The 15,666-nt window shown below is 46.3% G+C and carries 16 protein-coding genes; 6 read left to right on the forward strand and 10 right to left on the reverse strand.

The window, feature by feature from the left end; translation table 11 throughout:
* Positions 1-5: 5 nt before the first annotated feature.
* The 4 genes from ftsY to rpmB form a co-directional block, all read right to left on the reverse strand.
* Positions 6-968 carry a signal recognition particle-docking protein FtsY gene (gene ftsY / locus J0M30_11960; protein MBN8668211.1) on the reverse strand — a complete coding sequence of 321 codons (963 nt, stop codon included), beginning with the start codon at positions 966-968 and terminating at the stop codon, positions 6-8.
* 86 nt (positions 969-1,054) lie between these two features.
* The gene (locus tag J0M30_11965; protein MBN8668212.1) at positions 1,055-1,228 is read right to left on the reverse strand and encodes a DUF4295 family protein; all 174 of its coding nucleotides are present in this window, start codon (positions 1,226-1,228) and stop codon (positions 1,055-1,057) included.
* A 21-nt stretch (positions 1,229-1,249) separates the two neighbouring features.
* A complete protein-coding gene (gene rpmG, locus J0M30_11970) occupies positions 1,250-1,432 on the reverse strand; it encodes a 50S ribosomal protein L33 (protein MBN8668213.1) in 183 nt (60 codons plus the stop codon).
* 21 nt (positions 1,433-1,453) lie between these two features.
* Positions 1,454-1,690: a 50S ribosomal protein L28 gene (gene rpmB / locus J0M30_11975; GenBank protein MBN8668214.1), complete on the reverse strand. Its 237-nt coding sequence runs from the start codon at positions 1,688-1,690 to the stop codon at positions 1,454-1,456.
* A gap of 301 nt (positions 1,691-1,991) precedes the next feature.
* On the opposite strand from rpmB, the gene lpdA reads away from it, so the two are divergent.
* On the forward strand, positions 1,992-3,395 hold the full coding sequence (gene lpdA / locus J0M30_11980) for a dihydrolipoyl dehydrogenase (GenBank protein ID MBN8668215.1): 1,404 nt from the start codon (positions 1,992-1,994) through the stop codon (positions 3,393-3,395).
* Between the two features lie 176 nt (positions 3,396-3,571).
* Here lpdA and J0M30_11985 read toward each other — a convergent pair whose 3' ends face one another.
* Positions 3,572-4,600 carry a T9SS type A sorting domain-containing protein gene (locus J0M30_11985; GenBank protein MBN8668216.1) on the reverse strand — a complete coding sequence of 343 codons (1,029 nt, stop codon included), beginning with the start codon at positions 4,598-4,600 and terminating at the stop codon, positions 3,572-3,574.
* Between J0M30_11985 and J0M30_11990 the strand changes: the two genes are divergently transcribed.
* Together J0M30_11990 and J0M30_11995 are read left to right on the forward strand one after the other, a co-directional pair.
* Positions 4,595-4,852, forward strand: a complete 258-nt coding sequence (locus tag J0M30_11990) for a hypothetical protein (protein MBN8668217.1) — start codon at positions 4,595-4,597, stop codon at positions 4,850-4,852. The genes J0M30_11985 and J0M30_11990 overlap by 6 nt on opposite strands.
* Before the next feature lie 274 nt (positions 4,853-5,126).
* Complete coding sequence (locus tag J0M30_11995) at positions 5,127-5,927, forward strand: glutaminyl-peptide cyclotransferase (protein ID MBN8668218.1); 801 nt, start codon at positions 5,127-5,129, stop codon at positions 5,925-5,927.
* 13 nt (positions 5,928-5,940) lie between these two features.
* Here J0M30_11995 and J0M30_12000 read toward each other — a convergent pair whose 3' ends face one another.
* Genes J0M30_12000 through J0M30_12015 form a run of 4 tightly spaced genes read right to left on the reverse strand, consistent with a single transcriptional unit; the run spans position 5,941 to position 12,271 of the window.
* Complete coding sequence (locus J0M30_12000; GenBank protein MBN8668219.1) at positions 5,941-6,849, reverse strand: class I SAM-dependent methyltransferase; 909 nt, start codon at positions 6,847-6,849, stop codon at positions 5,941-5,943.
* A gap of 30 nt (positions 6,850-6,879) precedes the next feature.
* Entirely contained in the window at positions 6,880-7,503 is a 624-nt protein-coding gene (locus tag J0M30_12005; protein MBN8668220.1) for a hypothetical protein, read from the reverse strand.
* Between the two features lie 58 nt (positions 7,504-7,561).
* Positions 7,562-9,208, reverse strand: a complete 1,647-nt coding sequence (locus J0M30_12010) for a hypothetical protein (GenBank protein ID MBN8668221.1) — start codon at positions 9,206-9,208, stop codon at positions 7,562-7,564.
* Positions 9,209-9,238: 30 nt separating this feature from the next.
* Positions 9,239-12,271 carry a tetratricopeptide repeat protein gene (locus J0M30_12015; GenBank protein MBN8668222.1) on the reverse strand — a complete coding sequence of 1,011 codons (3,033 nt, stop codon included), beginning with the start codon at positions 12,269-12,271 and terminating at the stop codon, positions 9,239-9,241.
* A 156-nt stretch (positions 12,272-12,427) separates the two neighbouring features.
* Here J0M30_12015 and J0M30_12020 point away from each other — a divergent pair, with 156 nt between their 5' ends.
* From J0M30_12020 to J0M30_12030, 3 genes are read left to right on the forward strand one after another with little or no spacing between them, the layout of a single operon-like run.
* Positions 12,428-12,838, forward strand: coding sequence for a DoxX family protein (locus J0M30_12020; protein MBN8668223.1), 411 nt, complete (start codon positions 12,428-12,430; stop codon positions 12,836-12,838).
* A complete protein-coding gene (locus tag J0M30_12025; GenBank protein MBN8668224.1) occupies positions 12,838-13,248 on the forward strand; it encodes an acyl-CoA thioesterase in 411 nt (136 codons plus the stop codon). The genes J0M30_12020 and J0M30_12025 overlap by 1 nt, the downstream gene beginning before the upstream one ends.
* Positions 13,245-14,261: a hypothetical protein gene (locus tag J0M30_12030; protein ID MBN8668225.1), complete on the forward strand. Its 1,017-nt coding sequence runs from the start codon at positions 13,245-13,247 to the stop codon at positions 14,259-14,261. Before J0M30_12025 ends, J0M30_12030 begins: the two co-directional genes overlap by 4 nt.
* On the opposite strand, the gene dacB is transcribed toward J0M30_12030, so the two are convergent.
* Positions 14,262-15,665 carry a D-alanyl-D-alanine carboxypeptidase/D-alanyl-D-alanine-endopeptidase gene (gene dacB, locus J0M30_12035; protein ID MBN8668226.1) on the reverse strand — a complete coding sequence of 468 codons (1,404 nt, stop codon included), beginning with the start codon at positions 15,663-15,665 and terminating at the stop codon, positions 14,262-14,264.
* Between the last annotated feature and the right edge of the window lies 1 nt (position 15,666).

The following is a 15,666-nucleotide window of genomic DNA, read 5'->3' on the forward strand; positions in this document are numbered from 1 at the left end:
ACGAATTAATTTCGTGTTTTAAATAAGGAATCCACAAACTCATGTTTATTAAACACCAGTAAGTCCTCCATCTTTTCTCCAACCCCGATAAATTTTACTGGTATATGAAACTGATTGGCGATGGCGAGTACCACACCTCCTTTGGCTGTACCATCGAGTTTGGTGATCGCCAGGGCAGTTACATCCGTCGCTGCTGTAAAATGTTTGGCCTGTTCCAAAGCATTCTGTCCGGTACTTCCATCGAGCACCAGCAGCACTTCATGGGGAGCATCGGGTATTACCTTTTGAATGACCCGCTTGATCTTACTCAGCTCGTCCATCAGATGGGCTTTGTTGTGTAAGCGTCCTGCGGTATCGATCAGAACCACATCACTGTTTCGGGAAACGGCACTTTGGACCGTATCGAAAGCCACGGCGGCAGGGTCGCTGCCCATGTCCTGTTTTACGATCGGTACACCCGCCCGTTCACTCCAGATGGTCAATTGATCCACCGCCGCTGCGCGAAAGGTATCGGCAGCGCCAAGCAACACCGATTTTCCGGCTGATTTAAAATTATGGGCGAGTTTGCCAATGGTGGTGGTTTTCCCCACCCCATTTACGCCTACCACCAAAATGATATAGGGTTTGGCTGGCAGTTCGGAATCGAAGGCATAACTATTTGCCGCGGGTGCATCTACCAGAATATGCTCAATCTCTTCCTGGAGCATCTTGTTCAGCTCCGAGGTATTCATGTATTTGTCCCGCGCAACCCTTTTTTCAATTCGTTCAATGATCTTAACGGTGGTATCAATGCCTACATCGGCACTTACCAGGGCTTCTTCCAGGTTGTCGAGTACCTCGGCATCCACGGTTGTTTTTCCTGCAACGGCTTTGGTGATACGGCTCAGGAAATTCTCCTTCGTCTTTTGCAGACCCTGGTCGAGGCTTTCCTTTTCCTTTTTCCCAAAAAGTTTATTGAAGAAACCCATAAGGATTGAATTGGGATTGATTATTTAAACAACAAAAGCCATTCGCGGTTACGAATAGCTTCTGTATAATTTGCAATGGCGCGAAATTATTTTTGAGCCAGATAATCCTTGATCTTATCCTTGTGAACGATGGCTTCCTTGAAGGTATAGGCACCGGTCTTAGGACTACGAACAGACTTGATCACTTTGGTCCAGTTCTTTGCTTCAGCGGCCGCACGGGCATCTTTACTTTTGATCGCTGTTTTTGCTGCTTTTGCCATATCTTAATGAGTTAAGGTCTCTTACTTAATTTCTTTGTGAACGGTCACTTTCTTGAGGATGGGATTGAATTTTTTCAACTCCAGACGCTCAGGGTTGTTCTTTTTGTTTTTCACCGTAATGTACCGGCTAGTACCGGGCTGACCGCTGGTCTTGTGCTCGGTGCATTCCAGAATTACCTGTACACGGTTTCCTTTCTTTGCCATGATTATTTACGTTTGATACGATTAAATGTGTTGTCCCTTAGACCTCAATTCTTTAACCACACTGAGAAGTCCGCGTTTGTTGATGGTTCTGATACCATCCGCAGATACTTTCAAAGTGATCCATTTATCCTCCTCAGCCAGGAAGAACCGCTTTGTCTGCAAATTCGGCAGAAAACGACGCTTGGTCTTGATGTTCGAGTGCGACACCTTGTTACCGGTCATCGGAACCTTACCTGTGATCTGACATACTCTTGCCATGACGATTCAAATTTTTGGGACGGCAAAGGTAGGGAAAGTACTGGAAATAAAGAAAAAAAGTCTGGGATTGTGGGAGAAATAGGTTGAAAGGGTAATCGTGAGGCGTGAAACGTGAGACGTGAGTGGTGAGTGGTGAGTGGTGAGGCGTGAGACGTGAGCAGGGTCCAATCTCACGTTTCACGTTTCACGTCTCACCACTCACGCCTCACGCCTCCCGCCCCACCTCTCCCCCATCCCGCCTTTTGCCAATTCCCTCATTTCAAATAACTTCGCTTCTCAATTCAAACTCAATCTACATCTTATGGCATACGATATCGTTGTAATTGGCAGTGGACCAGGTGGTTACGTGGCAGCGATCCGGGCATCCCAACTGGGGTTAAAGACCGCGATCATCGAAAAGGAAAGTCTGGGTGGAATTTGTCTTAACTGGGGCTGTATCCCCACCAAGGCCTTGTTGAAATCGGCCCAGGTGATGGAATATATCCAACATGCCAAAGATTTTGGGATCGAGGCAACGGGAACCCACCAATTTGATGCGGTGATAAAGCGGAGCCGTGGGGTGGCCGATAAAATGAGCAAAGGGGTTCAATTCCTCATGAAAAAGAATAAGATCGATGTGGTAATGGGCTATGGCAAATTAAAAGCCAAAGGCCAGGTTGAGGTAACGGCAGCAGACGGCAGCAAAACCGTGGTGGAAGGCCGTAATATCATCATTGCCACGGGTGGTCGCAGCCGCGAACTCCCTGCCCTCAAACAGGATGGCAAAAAGATCTTTGGTTACCGCGAAGCCATGTCCCTACCTACCCAACCAAAGAGCATGATCATCGTGGGCAGTGGCGCCATTGGAGTTGAATTTGGCTACTTCTATAATACCATCGGTACGAAAGTGACCATTGTTGAATTCATGCCCCGGATCGTTCCGGTAGAAGATGAGGATATTTCAAAAGAACTGGAAAAAAGCCTTAAGAAAAAAGGTATTGAGATCATGACCAGCAGCGAAGTGACCAAGGTGGATACAGCAGGCGCCGGTGTAAAAGCCACCGTGAAAACCGCCAGTGGCGAAGTCACACTCGAAGCAGATGTATTGCTGAGTGCTGTTGGTGTGGCCGCCAATATCGAAAATATCGGTTTGGAAACCCTGGGAGTAAAAACAGATAAGGGCCGGATCATGGTTGATAAATTTTATCAAACCAATATACCTGGTATCTATGCCATCGGAGACTGTGTTCCCGGGCAGGCACTGGCCCACGTAGCCTCTAAAGAAGGGATCATCTGTATCGAGAATATCGCCTTTGGCGAAAAGAAATATGCCCACAAACCCGAAGCACTCGATTATGGCAATGTACCGGGCTGTACCTATTGCGTTCCCGAGATCGCATCCGTAGGTTTTACCGAAAAACAAGCCAAGGAAGCCGGTTATGAAATCAAAGTGGGGAAATTCCCGTTAAGCGCCAGTGGCAAAGCCTCGGCTGCCGGTCATCCGGAAGGATTTGTAAAAGTGATCTTTGATGCCAAATATGGAGAGTGGCTGGGTACGCACATGATCGGTTACAATGTTACCGAGATCATTGCGCAAACTGTAACTGCCCGTAAACTGGAAACAACCTATCACGAAGTATTGAATAGCATTCACCCCCACCCCACCATTAGCGAAAGCGTGAAGGATGCAATTGAGGTGGCGTATGGAGAGGCCATTCATCTTTGACCAGGATTTAAAGATTGGAAGATTGCCAGGATTCATTGATGAATTGATTAAATAACTGAAGGATTGAGGGGTAAAATTTAATTTACCTCTCAATCCTTCAGTCATTTAATCCTGTAATCCTCTAATCTTTAAATCCTGGTCAAATCCTGGGCAATCCTTTAATCCTTAAATCAAGGTCAAAGCTTAATGAACTTCTCCCGCATTTTCTCTCCCTCCTTTTCTCCATCGATAAAGTAAACGCCAGGAGCAAGACGGCTGATATCAACCGTATGTATGGCGTGAGAGATTGTTGTGCGGAGGATAATCCGTCCGGAGAGGTCGGTCACACGCAATTCCTTTCCGATCCACCGAACATCATATTGAAAATTCATCGTCACCGTACTATTGGCTGGATTGGGATATAGCTTGATATGAAGCCATCTGGGCGTATTATCGGGGAGACTGCCTTCCTCCAGGATCGGGTCAGCCAACCCGCGTGAATTAAGGAATGAATGACGTGGCCCGCCTTCCTCAAATAGGGTTCGCATCCGCTGCTTCTGTCCGTAAGTGAACATATTTACACAGGCATCACTGGTAAAATCCATATAGTTCATGTACATATCCCCACCGTTCGATGCGTTGTTACAGGTTACTCTGACACCAGAGGGACAGCCGGGCGTATAGCTTCGTTGCGGAGGGGTATCCCCTACCAGGTCATCCCCGCAATCTGAGTCGCCCCAGATATGCCGTAGATTAAGCCAGTGACCCACTTCATGTACGGTGGTACGGCCTTTATTGTATTGCGAGAAATATCCAACAGGGCCAAAGGCCTTGTAATTGATCACGATGCCATCACGTTCCAGCGGGGTGCCGGGGAAACTAGCATAACCCAAAAGGTCATCCATATTACAAACCCAGATATTCAGGTATTGAGAGGCATCCCAGGCATCGGAGCCTAACTCGTCATCAAATTTTACCTTATCATCCATCTTCCACTTGGTAAGGGGAGAATATTTGCGCACCACACCTGATGTGGCCCTGCCTTTAGGGTCACTGGTTGCCAACTTGAATTCGATACGAATATCCGCAGACAGGTCAGCAAACCCACCAGGGATATTGGTGGTATCCGCATTCAGGCGTCGGAAATCACGGTTTAGTATTTCGATCTGGTCCCTGATCCGGGAATCAGGAATATTCTCGTCGGGATAGTGATAGATCACATGCACCACAACAGGTATGACCAATACAGGTTGATCCGCGGCGGATCCGGGCAGGTCATTGACCTCCACAGTACGATGGGTCAGTCGGTGCGTGAATTGTTCGATCTCGGAGATTCGTTGGGCAAAAGTGGGGTCTGTTTCAAGCATGCGTTGCACATACTCATGGCTCGAGCAATTTCGTTGAGCATGAATCAATTGTACAAGCAGAAAGGACAACACAAAGCCAGCCAGCTTTTTCATCATTGTTTCAAAAGGTAAAGAATGAAAAAAACGGCTCCACAGGGGGATTACGTGGTTTCTGCGGGAATTGGAATTAGCAGGGTATGATCAAAATGGTTATTGGGAAGATTTTTCCCGGATACGGAGGGCGAATTAGAAGTAAAAAGTTGATACCTAATCCACCATAAACATAGCCTCAATTTTCGGATTTTGCAAGCCGGCCACGAAAAAAGCAGGGAGATTGAAAAATTTAGCGAGGAATTAACCCCTTGGATTTTAAACATAAGTCTATCTTTGTCAGAATATTAGACCCATGCGCATAGCCATATCCTTACTCGCCGGATGGAGCCTGGTGGCATCGTGTAATGACCCGGGCAATGGGGGTGGAAATACCCCTGATCCTCAAAAACCGGATATTACCCGGCCCATGTCCTATTCGATTATTAAAGAATATCCCCACGACACCGCCTTTTTTACACAAGGCCTGGTATTTCATAAAGGAGACTTTTATGAAGGAACAGGCGAACGAGGGCATTCACGCCTCATGAAGGTAGAACTGGAAACAGGGAAAGTATTGAAACGGATCGATCTGGAACCCGAATATTTTGGCGAAGGCATTGCTACCTGGGGTGATTCCCTGTTTCAACTGACCTGGGAAGAACATAAAGTATTTGTTTACGATATCAACACTTTTAAAAAGATCGCTGAATTCCCCATCAATACCGAAGGTTGGGGCATCACCACCGATGGCAAAGAAATGATCGTGAGTGATGGAAGCAGCAATCTTTATTTCTACGACCCTAAGACCTTCCGCTTACTCCGCACGCAAGGTGTATATCAAAACGGAGAACTGGCCTATAACCTGAATGAACTCGAATTCATCAATGGGTATGTATATGCCAATCAATGGACCATGCCCTATATATTACGAATCGATCCTTCGAACGGACAGGTAATGGGCAAAGCGGATGTATCGGATATCTGGCAGCGGGTAAAACAGATCGACCCCCAGGTGGATGTACCCAATGGAATCGCCTACGATACGGTGACAAAGAAAATATTCATCACCGGGAAGAGATGGCCCAAGTTATTTGAGGTGCAGTTTGGAAACTAATAGCTAAAAGCTATCAGCTATTCGCCTTTTGTTTAAAAATGTAGGTGATCGAGCTGCATTTCTCCCGGTGGAAAAATGCTTTGATATTGGAAACAAAAGCGATAAGAAAGGCCGATAGCCAGGTTGTTTTCCCACTCTTGTATTTACTACTCAACAGACTCACGTAAAACGCATCAAAATACATAGGCCGCATTTCCTGCAATAAGAACCCACGTTCTTCTAATAAATGCTTCATGCTGGACGGTGAAAAATGATGAAGGTGCCGGGGCACATCATAAGCCGCCCAATCCTTCCCATATTTTCTTGCATCATGACTGGTATGATTGGGAACGGCAATGATCAAACGCCCTTCCGGTTTGAGCAGTTCATTAAACCGTTTTACATATCCCTCCAGGTCATGCACATGTTCCAGCACATGCCAGAGGGTGATCGCGTCATAGGTTCCAGGTGTCAATTGATATAGAGTATCCAATCCTTCGAGCTTTAACCCATTTGTGTCAAACGCAACAGCCCGCGCTTCCGCATCGGGTTCCAGGCCTGTAACCACCCATCCATTACTCTTCATTTCAGCAATAAAAAAACCGGTTCCTGCGCCAATGTCGAGGATAGCCCCCTTTTTCAATCCGGTGTATTTCTCTACCCAGCGGCGTTTCGAGCCAATGGTGTAACCCCTGACGATCTTGTACATCCGGTTGATCAACCCTTTTGAACTGTTGGTATGTGAAATGTAGGACTCCGCCTTGTAATAAGCGCCGATACGGTCGGGCCCGGGTACATCCTGCGTAAACCGATGCCCACATTCCGTACAACCCAGGATCAAAAAATCTTCCTGGCTAACGGTATGGTCGTGAACAGAAAAAACCGGTTGAAATCCATGGCCGCCGCAAACCGGGCAGGCCGTATAATGAACCTGTGCATCCATGGCCGCAAGGTAAAAGAAAATGAATAAAGATCAGGGGGTTGTCTCTATGGTTTGTTCATTGCCAAAAGCAGGCGCATTCAATCCATTTTTGGAGAAATGGTACCCTAAAAAAAGAAGGGATAGCCCCAATAATACCCAGGCAAGGATCATCGGCCAGTTGCGAGGCGTAGTTTCCTCTTCGAGCCAGGCCGTCATTTCCTCGCTGGTCTTCTCCTGGTCCCCGACAAGCATTGTATGGGAAGCATGAGCATGGATGACTTTCTCCGCTGGAACCGGACTCAAACCAAGTGGATTGATCTCCTCGGATTGAAAGGAAAGTACACCGGCCAGGTCTTTTTTAAACGCCCCTACCCCTTTCCAAATGGACTTGCGCGATTGACTCAATTCGTGTTTAAATCGATTGGCAAAACTATTCAGTGATTCAATCGCTTCACTATCCCCAATCCCTAAGGAAGAAGATAACCATTCAAATACCTGACCCGGAGATTGTTTCTCCTCTGGATCCAGCGAAAAATGATAGGTTGGCGGTAAAAACTGTTTCCCGGCTATATCGTAGGTCGCAGATTGCTGATTCACCCGCAACGTTCCCAAACCCGGTAAGGGCAGCGAACCAGTAGTGATGAGGTATTTATATAAAGTGGAGTCCAGGTTCATTTGGCAGGCAAATTAGGGATTTCTCCACTTTTCAATTAAAACCTTTTTTAAAAGATAGTTACATGGCTTTTTGCGTAAAGGAGAATATGATTCCAGCCTGGAAATTGAATCCGTATACAGGATATTGGTTCCAGCGCTGATATTCATTATTGAATAGATTATTGAATTGAGCCCAGAAGTTCAGGCTTTTTGAAAAACGAAACTCCAGACCCGAACTCAGGTCAAAGGCTCCCTTCAATTTATCGGCAGGTCCGGGTTGCGTCTGGTATTGGGGTCCGCTCCAGGCAAACAGATCGGTCTTTAACCAAAGGTCCTTTAACACCTGCAATCGCATGGCTGCCTTTACTTCCAACGGCAATAATCCCCAGGCCTTTTCATTTACTGTGAGTTTGGAATACTGGTTCAAGGTCATTCCAGCCAAAAGCGAAAACCGCTCCTGAACAGAGTAACCCACTTCTGCACCGAAATGCAATACATTCATGCTGGGTTCATACACTGTGTAAAATGATTTCCCATCAACCTTATCATTCACAAACAGGGGTTGATTCTTGATCCGGTTGAAACCAACTTTAGCACTATAGGAAAAATGATCACCCACCGAACCTTTGAATCCGGCATAGCGTTCATCAATTGCCGAGTTCAACAACTGATCAGGCACATACAACCAGGGGTTCTGCGAAGCCAGGTATTGATAAGAGGTCTTACGCAGGTATCCGATCCAACCAGCCTGGAAGGTAAACCGTTGGTCTTCGGTACCCACTTCGGCAGTGATATTCGGAAACATTCTAAAACTCTTGTTATCCCAGGATGGACGTATACCCGCCTGGATATTGATATTGGGTGTTTTGAACAGAACCGCCGGTGAAATATAATACAAGGTGTTGTTGATCGCGTCCTTGCCATTGGGTTTCAACCGGGTCAGATCAAAGGTGATACCGAGGTTGACGGCAAATACCTTTCCGATGGTCTTTTGCAAAGGAAGATTGAGAAAGGTATTGCTCTCTGTGGTTTTATGGTTGTCGGTAAAGATGTCGATCCGCAGATCCGGATTATAGGATATCCCGTATTCGGTCTTGTGGATGTTATGAAAACCGATCGCTCCGGATATGGTCTGGAAGCGGTTGCGTATGGAATCTTTATCAAATGTCAGGGTAGAAGGAAGGTATCCGTATTTATTATACCGCTCCTGTTCCATGCCTAATTTTGCATTCCATTCTATACTCTTTGCTGTCTGAAAGAAACCACTCAGGATTGCACGGGTATTGGAGAAATCCTGAAAATCCCGTTTTCCTTCTGCCGCCAGGTGTTTGGCATAGATATTCAAACCAGCGGTCTTGCCATCACCAAAGGAGAAACCTGCTTCCACCAACGGTGATTTAAGACTCCCGAATCCAGCCTTAATATAGCTGCTGTTATCCCATCGTCCGCCCGAATCGATATCCATGGCAAGGGGTTGCAAGGTCCCGGGTTGGTAGGCAAACAACAGATTCTGGTTGGGGATATTATAATTCAAAACCGGCCGGGTCGTGTCATTGGGGGCCGGAGATGGATTAAAATTGATCTTCGCTGATTCTTTCAGCACTGGCTTGAATTCAGATAGGATATCAACCGATTTCTTTTTGGTGGTATCCTGCGCCGATGCGGGAATAGCCATGGCCATTCCTGAAAAAATTACGATCGTGTAGAGGAGGGAGCCCTTCGTCATAGGTATTTCTTGAATGCGTTTTTACTTAAATTATCCGTTCACTTTGCTTTCCAATTGTTCTTCTTCCATCACTTTGGTCAATTTGGTCTGAGCCTCGGTTTTGAGGTCAGGGTTCAGGCTATTGTCCACAATGCTTTGGAAGGTCGCTTTGGCATTGAAATAATCCTTCTGTTTAAAAAATACATCGCCCAGTAATATATAGGCTTTGGTGACCCAATAATCATAGGAACCAGATTTATTGATCACTTCAAAAGCGGCCTTCTCCGCGTCACCCAGTCTGTTCAGGGCCAGCCAGCTGTTTGCGATCTCATATCGGGCCTCGGCAGCCAGAGCAGCTTTGTTGAGGGATACAACGGACTTATAATTTGCAATAGCGAGATCATATTGCCGGTTTACCTGATAGGATTTGGCAATAGCCATATTCGCCAGGGTCTTGTCATCTGTGCTACTCCCCTTTTCATTCACCAGTTCCTTGGCATTATCCAACGCTTCGGTCCATTTCTCCAATTGGTATTGGCTGCGGAGTAAGCCACGCATGGCTTCCAATTTATTCTCCTGATTGCTGGCCAGTTCCTTCAATTGTTTGAAGTAGGTCTCCGATTGCGCATAGTTCTTTAACTCAAAGAAAGAGATACGCGATAATTGCAGCACGCTGGCTTCTGCATATTGATTGGGAGCGCGCTCTGCTACGTAATCAAAACGGCTGATCGCTTCGGGCCATTTCTTCCGGTCGGCATATATGCCGGCGCTGTAAAAATTGGCCTCAAGGGCATGGGCGCCTGTCGGGAACCGTTGCAGATAGGTACCAAAGGAATTTAACGCAGCATCCTTATTGCCATTGGCATATTGTATCTCTGCCGCAGCCCAGGTCAGGGAATCTTCTGTGCTAACACTCAGTGGTCGTCCTGCCTGACGCATAAACCCGGCAAATTCATCCGGCTGTCCCTGCTCCACATAGATGGCGCGGATATTCCCGATCGCATCTTCCGCTTCCTGTGTATTGGGATAGGTGGACACCAGCTTTTTATAGCGGGTCAGCGCCTCATTGTTATTATTGACATTATAAAAGGCATTTCCCGATTTCAGGTAGGCCTGTGGTTTGAATCGTTCATCATTTCCACTGATCAATTTGTCGAGATAAGGAATGGCTTCGCTAAAACGTTCATCGGATAAGTAAGCATTAGCGATCTCAAGGTTTGCATCGTTTACCAACCCTGAACGCGGGAATTTCCGGGTAAGGTTATTCATCAGCTTCACCTTTTCCGATGTGTTTTTCACACCGGCCAGCATTGCCAGTTGAAAGGTTGCATAATCCTCCGCGGGCCAGGAATACTTGATCACATTATCATACATGGGTTTGGCCTTGTTGTAATTCCTTTCCATATAATAGCAATCTGCTGTCCGCAGATAGGCATCCTGGGTCAAAGGATCTGAATTCAACGCGGGATTTTTGGACAAGGATTCAAAGAAGGTAAGTGCCACCGGATAATTCTCCTTTCTCAGGTAGCAATATCCCAGGTTATACCGAACTGTATTAGCATTGGCCTCTCCATTGGTCGGGGCTCCGGCATCTTTATACCCATTATAAAACCGAATGGCATTATCCAGGTCATTGTTGCGATAAGCGATCTCCCCTTTCCAGAATTGTACATAGGGCAATACCCGTTCATTGTTGGGTGCCTTGAGTGCTTTGTCCAGCAGTGTATTGGCTTCGGCCAACTGTCCGTCATTGATCAATTCAGTGGCACGACCAAAAAGTATCTGGGGATAGAATCTTTTTGCATTGGGAGTTGGGTTCGACATACCTTCCAATAACACGAGGGCATCGCGATAATTATTGGTGTTGGCCAATACCCCTACCAGCAATTCTCTGGCCTCGGGGGTATAAGTCGATTGAGGGTAATCAGCAAGAAAGGATTGAAGGCTTTTTAATGCCTCATCCTGATATCCCAATTCATAGGAAAGCTTGGCATATTGGTAGCGGGAGATTTCTTTTTGCGAGGCATTGCTGCTATTGGAGGCACAAAACAGGAACGCACTCCGGGCATTTGCCTTTTCCCCTGTTTTGAGATAGGAATCACCCAACAGATACATGGCATGCTGGCTGAGTGAATCTTCCTTTCCGCCCAGTTGCTTGAACCCTTCAATGGCTTTCTTGTAGTTTTTCCCCTGATAATAGGAATAAGAAAGTTCATAGAGGTTCTCCCGCGTCACTTTGCTGGTTCCGGCCACATAGGACTCTAAATAAGGCAGGGCCTTGGCATATTCCTTTTTCTCGAAATAGGCATGCCCTAACAATTGTTTCAGTTCAAGGTCATAATACTGGGAATTGCCTGACTTGATCTTGTTTTCAGCATAGGCCAGGGCTTCATCCTTTTTACCCTGGATGTAATAGATCTGGGCGATATAATAGGGAACTACCTGTGCATATTGTTTCTCATTTTCCACGATCCGGAAGCTTTGTAATGCTTCGTTGTAGTTTCTGTCGCGAAAAGCAAGAAATCCATAATAGTAATTCGCATCGATATAGTTTGGATCATCCTTTAATACCCGCACGGTATTGAATAAAGGCTTGGCCTGATTGAATCGCTGCAGCGTGAAGTAAGAATACCCCTGGTGAAATTTCATATCCGCGATCTCGCGGTTGCTCAGGTTGGCTATTCCGGCCTGCTCATACAGTTGTACCGCCGTTGCAAATTCCTGCTTGCGGTAATGGTACTCTGCTAAATGAAATCCTAACTGCTGGATCCGGGGATTGTTCTTCTCCAGGTCGATGTAATCGCGGGCCATATCTACGGCCCTGTCCTCATTTTGTTTGAGGGCACATACCGTGAAATAGTATTTCACCTCCTGCGACATGATCGCTTCATTGGCCCGGACGGATTCGGTCAATCCCGATTCCAATTCCTTTAACAACGGATATGCCAGGCTGTATTGTTCTTTCTGAAAGAGGTCCTTGGCCAACTTGAATTTTTCTTGCGGATCAGCATTTACTGCTGTCTGTTGTCCATGCACCAAAAGGCCAGTAAATATGGCCGTAAATAAGAGGCTGATTTGCTTCATGCTGGATGTCCTTTTACCGTTGAAAGATAAACGTCGTAAATATTCAAAATATTTCTTCCGTATCCAAAGTTCGTTCCAAACAGGTGTGGAAAAGTGATTTAAGACCAATGATTTAACATAGTTTTGGGTAAAGGTGGTAAATTGCGGGGTATAATTATGAAAAAACTATTTTCCACCAAGTACACCGACCTTTCTTTTAACAGCATGATGTTTCTTTTGCGGGCGGGATTTGGCACTTTACTCTTTTTACAACATGGGCTTCCAAAGCTGATGGATTTTGCGGAAAGAAAGGATCGTTTCTTTGATCCTTTTGGGGTTGGCCCCACGGCGAGTCTGATCCTGGTAATCTTTGCCGAGGTATTTTGTTCCTTATTTCTGGTACTGGGGCTGTTTACGCGACTATCTGCCTTTATACTGGTCGTTCTTTTCCTGGTCATTGTATTTATGGCACACCGCAACAGCCCGCTTTCCAAGATGGAAGACGCCTTGCTATTTCTCTTTGTTTTCGCCGGAATATTGCTTTGCGGACCGGGAAAATGGAGTATTGACAACCTAATTGGCAAATAATGTTCACATCCAGTACGAATATCCGTGTTCGGTATGCCGAAACCGATCAGATGGGGGTAGTTTACCACAGCAATTATTTTCCGTATTTTGAATCCGCCCGGGCGGAAGCGATCCGGGAACTGGGATTCACTTATGCGGATATGGAAAAGGAAGGGGTCATCATGCCGATCATCGATGTTCACGCACGATTTATCCGACCGGCCCTGTACGATGACCTCCTCACTATCCGTACCACCTTAAAGGAATTACCGGTTCACCATAAGATCGAGTTTCACCACGAGGTATTCAACGAAAAGGAGGAATTGCTGACCACCGCCACGATCATTCTTTATTTCATGGATAAAAAAGAAATGAGGAAAACGACCATGCCGGAGGCCCTGCGAAAAACCCTCGAACCTTATTTTCAATGAGCCAGGAACCTTTGTTACCTTCTTCATTTGACCCCGATCCTTCTCCAGACAATGGGCCAGAGGAACAGGCTTTGCCCTTTCCTCCAAGACCTGTATTGGATGACCAATCGACCAATGTGTGGGTGAAATCCCTGAGTTCGCTCGCGCTTTACCTCGTTGTGGGTTATGTCATTTTTCAGGATTGGAAACTTTTATTGATCATCACCGGCATCGTGATCTTTCATGAACTGGGGCATTTCCTGGCCATGAAGGTGTTTAACTACAAAGAACTCGGAATATTCTTTATCCCTTTACTGGGCGCCTATGCCTCCGGAACCAAACATGAAGTGTCGCAAAGACAGGCCATTATCATCCTGCTGGCTGGTCCGCTTCCGGGTATACTTCTCGGGATCGTGATGTTTTTGTTTCAAGATCATTTCCATCATCCCCTGCTTCCAATGACGGCTACCTTGCTCCTGTTCCTGAACCTGCTCAATCTGCTGCCGATCTACCCGTTGGATGGTGGGCAGATCCTTCACCGACTTTTTTTAGATGAAAAAAATATCATCGGCCGCACCTTCATGATCCTTTCGGCCTTGTTCATGATCTGGTTCGACTGGAGTTATATTTATCCCAGCTCCCTGCTGGCCTTTGTGTTGCTATTGTACTTTCCAATCAATATCCTGCTTCGGTTGAAAGCGGATATTGATAATGATAAACTGATAAAAAAGATCGAAGCCGATGGTGTTGACCTCAATGTGGATTATGAGGAAATATCAGATGAAGGTTACTGGAAAATGCGCAATGTCTTTATCAAACATCACCCTGACCTGAAGGATATTCCTCCAGCCCCACCATACCAGTATGCCAACCGGGAAGATAAGGTGATCACCACCATGCAGGGTATGTTGCAGCGGCTCATCATCATGGACCTGAGTATAGTGGAAAAAATCGCTATTATTCTGCTCTGGATCGGATGCTTTGCTGCACCCATTCTGATGCATCTGAAGGTCAATCTTTTTCAGACCTTATAATTACTTCAGGTTATCTAAAACCTTATACATTTTCTTTACCAGCAAAGAAGAGGGGCCGTTATAATTGTTGACCAGAAAGGAGAATATATATTCTTTACCATTACTGGCTTTATGGTATCCGGTAAACCCCTTTACATCGCCAATGGTCCCGCTCTTCATGGTCATTTCGTTGTACAACGGGAAGGATTCTTTATAGGAATAAAACCAGGGTTGGTTTTTAGCATACCGCAAAATTTCCACTTGAGCATGGGTGGTGACCCGGTTGGCCGGGGAAAGACCCGAACCATCATAAAGATTCAACTCTTCCGCCGATATCCCCTTTCCTGTCCAGAAATCCTGCAATACTTTTAACCGGGCATCCGGATCCATATTCTCATGATTTTTAACCGGAAGGGTTTGCAGGAGCGCCTCTCCATAGAGGTTCACACTCTTTTTTAAATACCAATACACAATGGAATCCAGCGGTGGAGATTGGTGTAACCCGCCATCCAAAGCCGATGGAATCGTTCCTTCGCCAAAATAAACCTCCCTACCGGTGCGGATCACCGAATCAATATTAAGTCCTGCAGCCTTGAGATATCGGAAAAACTCCGTACCCAATGTATGTGCAGGGTCCGGACTTGCCCCGGATATAACAAATGAATCCTTTCCCGGGGGAATGGTACCCCGTATGGTGGCTTGCGTGGCGTAAGGCGGACAAAAGATATAGGCATTATCACCCGTACCCGGTTGCCCGCCGGTAACCAGACTATTGAACCGAACCTGGTCCTGCTTGGGATAAGTGCCCTGTACCATAACTGGAGCGTCGGTCATCTGGCTTTTCAGGTAAAGATCGTATTGATTCTCGCGCCAGTTTACAAAGGACCAACCCGCACCATAATAATTACCCATATCATCCCATACATAGCCGCCTGGAATGGACATAATATCTCCATAGTCCCTATCCAATATCCGGATACCGGTAATCCTTTTATCACCTAACTGGGATTTTACCAACCCGGCCCATTTTTTTAATAAAAGCGAATCCACTGTGCTTGCATACCGCCAGCTTCCCAGGGTAGGATCACCATTTCCCCCTATGGTCAGTTCCACTGTTTTTCCTCTTTCCCCTTCGGTCACCCATAACTCGGTCGTATACCTGAAATCCTTTCCCAACAAGGCATAGGCTGTAGCCGCGACAATCACCTTCTGGGTGGAGGCCGGTGCCAGACCGATCCGGCTGTTCTTATCAAAAACCACATGGCCCGTTTGTGCATCGATCACATAAAGTGAGGCGATGCCATGTTTCATCTGGGAATCCTTCTCAAAAACCGAAAAGGCCTGTTTTAATTTTTGGCCGGTTGATTGGGACTGTACATAAAACTGACAACCGATCAAACTCAATAAGAACAAAACTTTTTTCATA

The organism is Chitinophagales bacterium, assembly GCA_017303415.1.
In the GTDB taxonomy this organism is placed as follows: Bacteria; Bacteroidota; Bacteroidia; order Chitinophagales; family Chitinophagaceae; genus SpSt-398.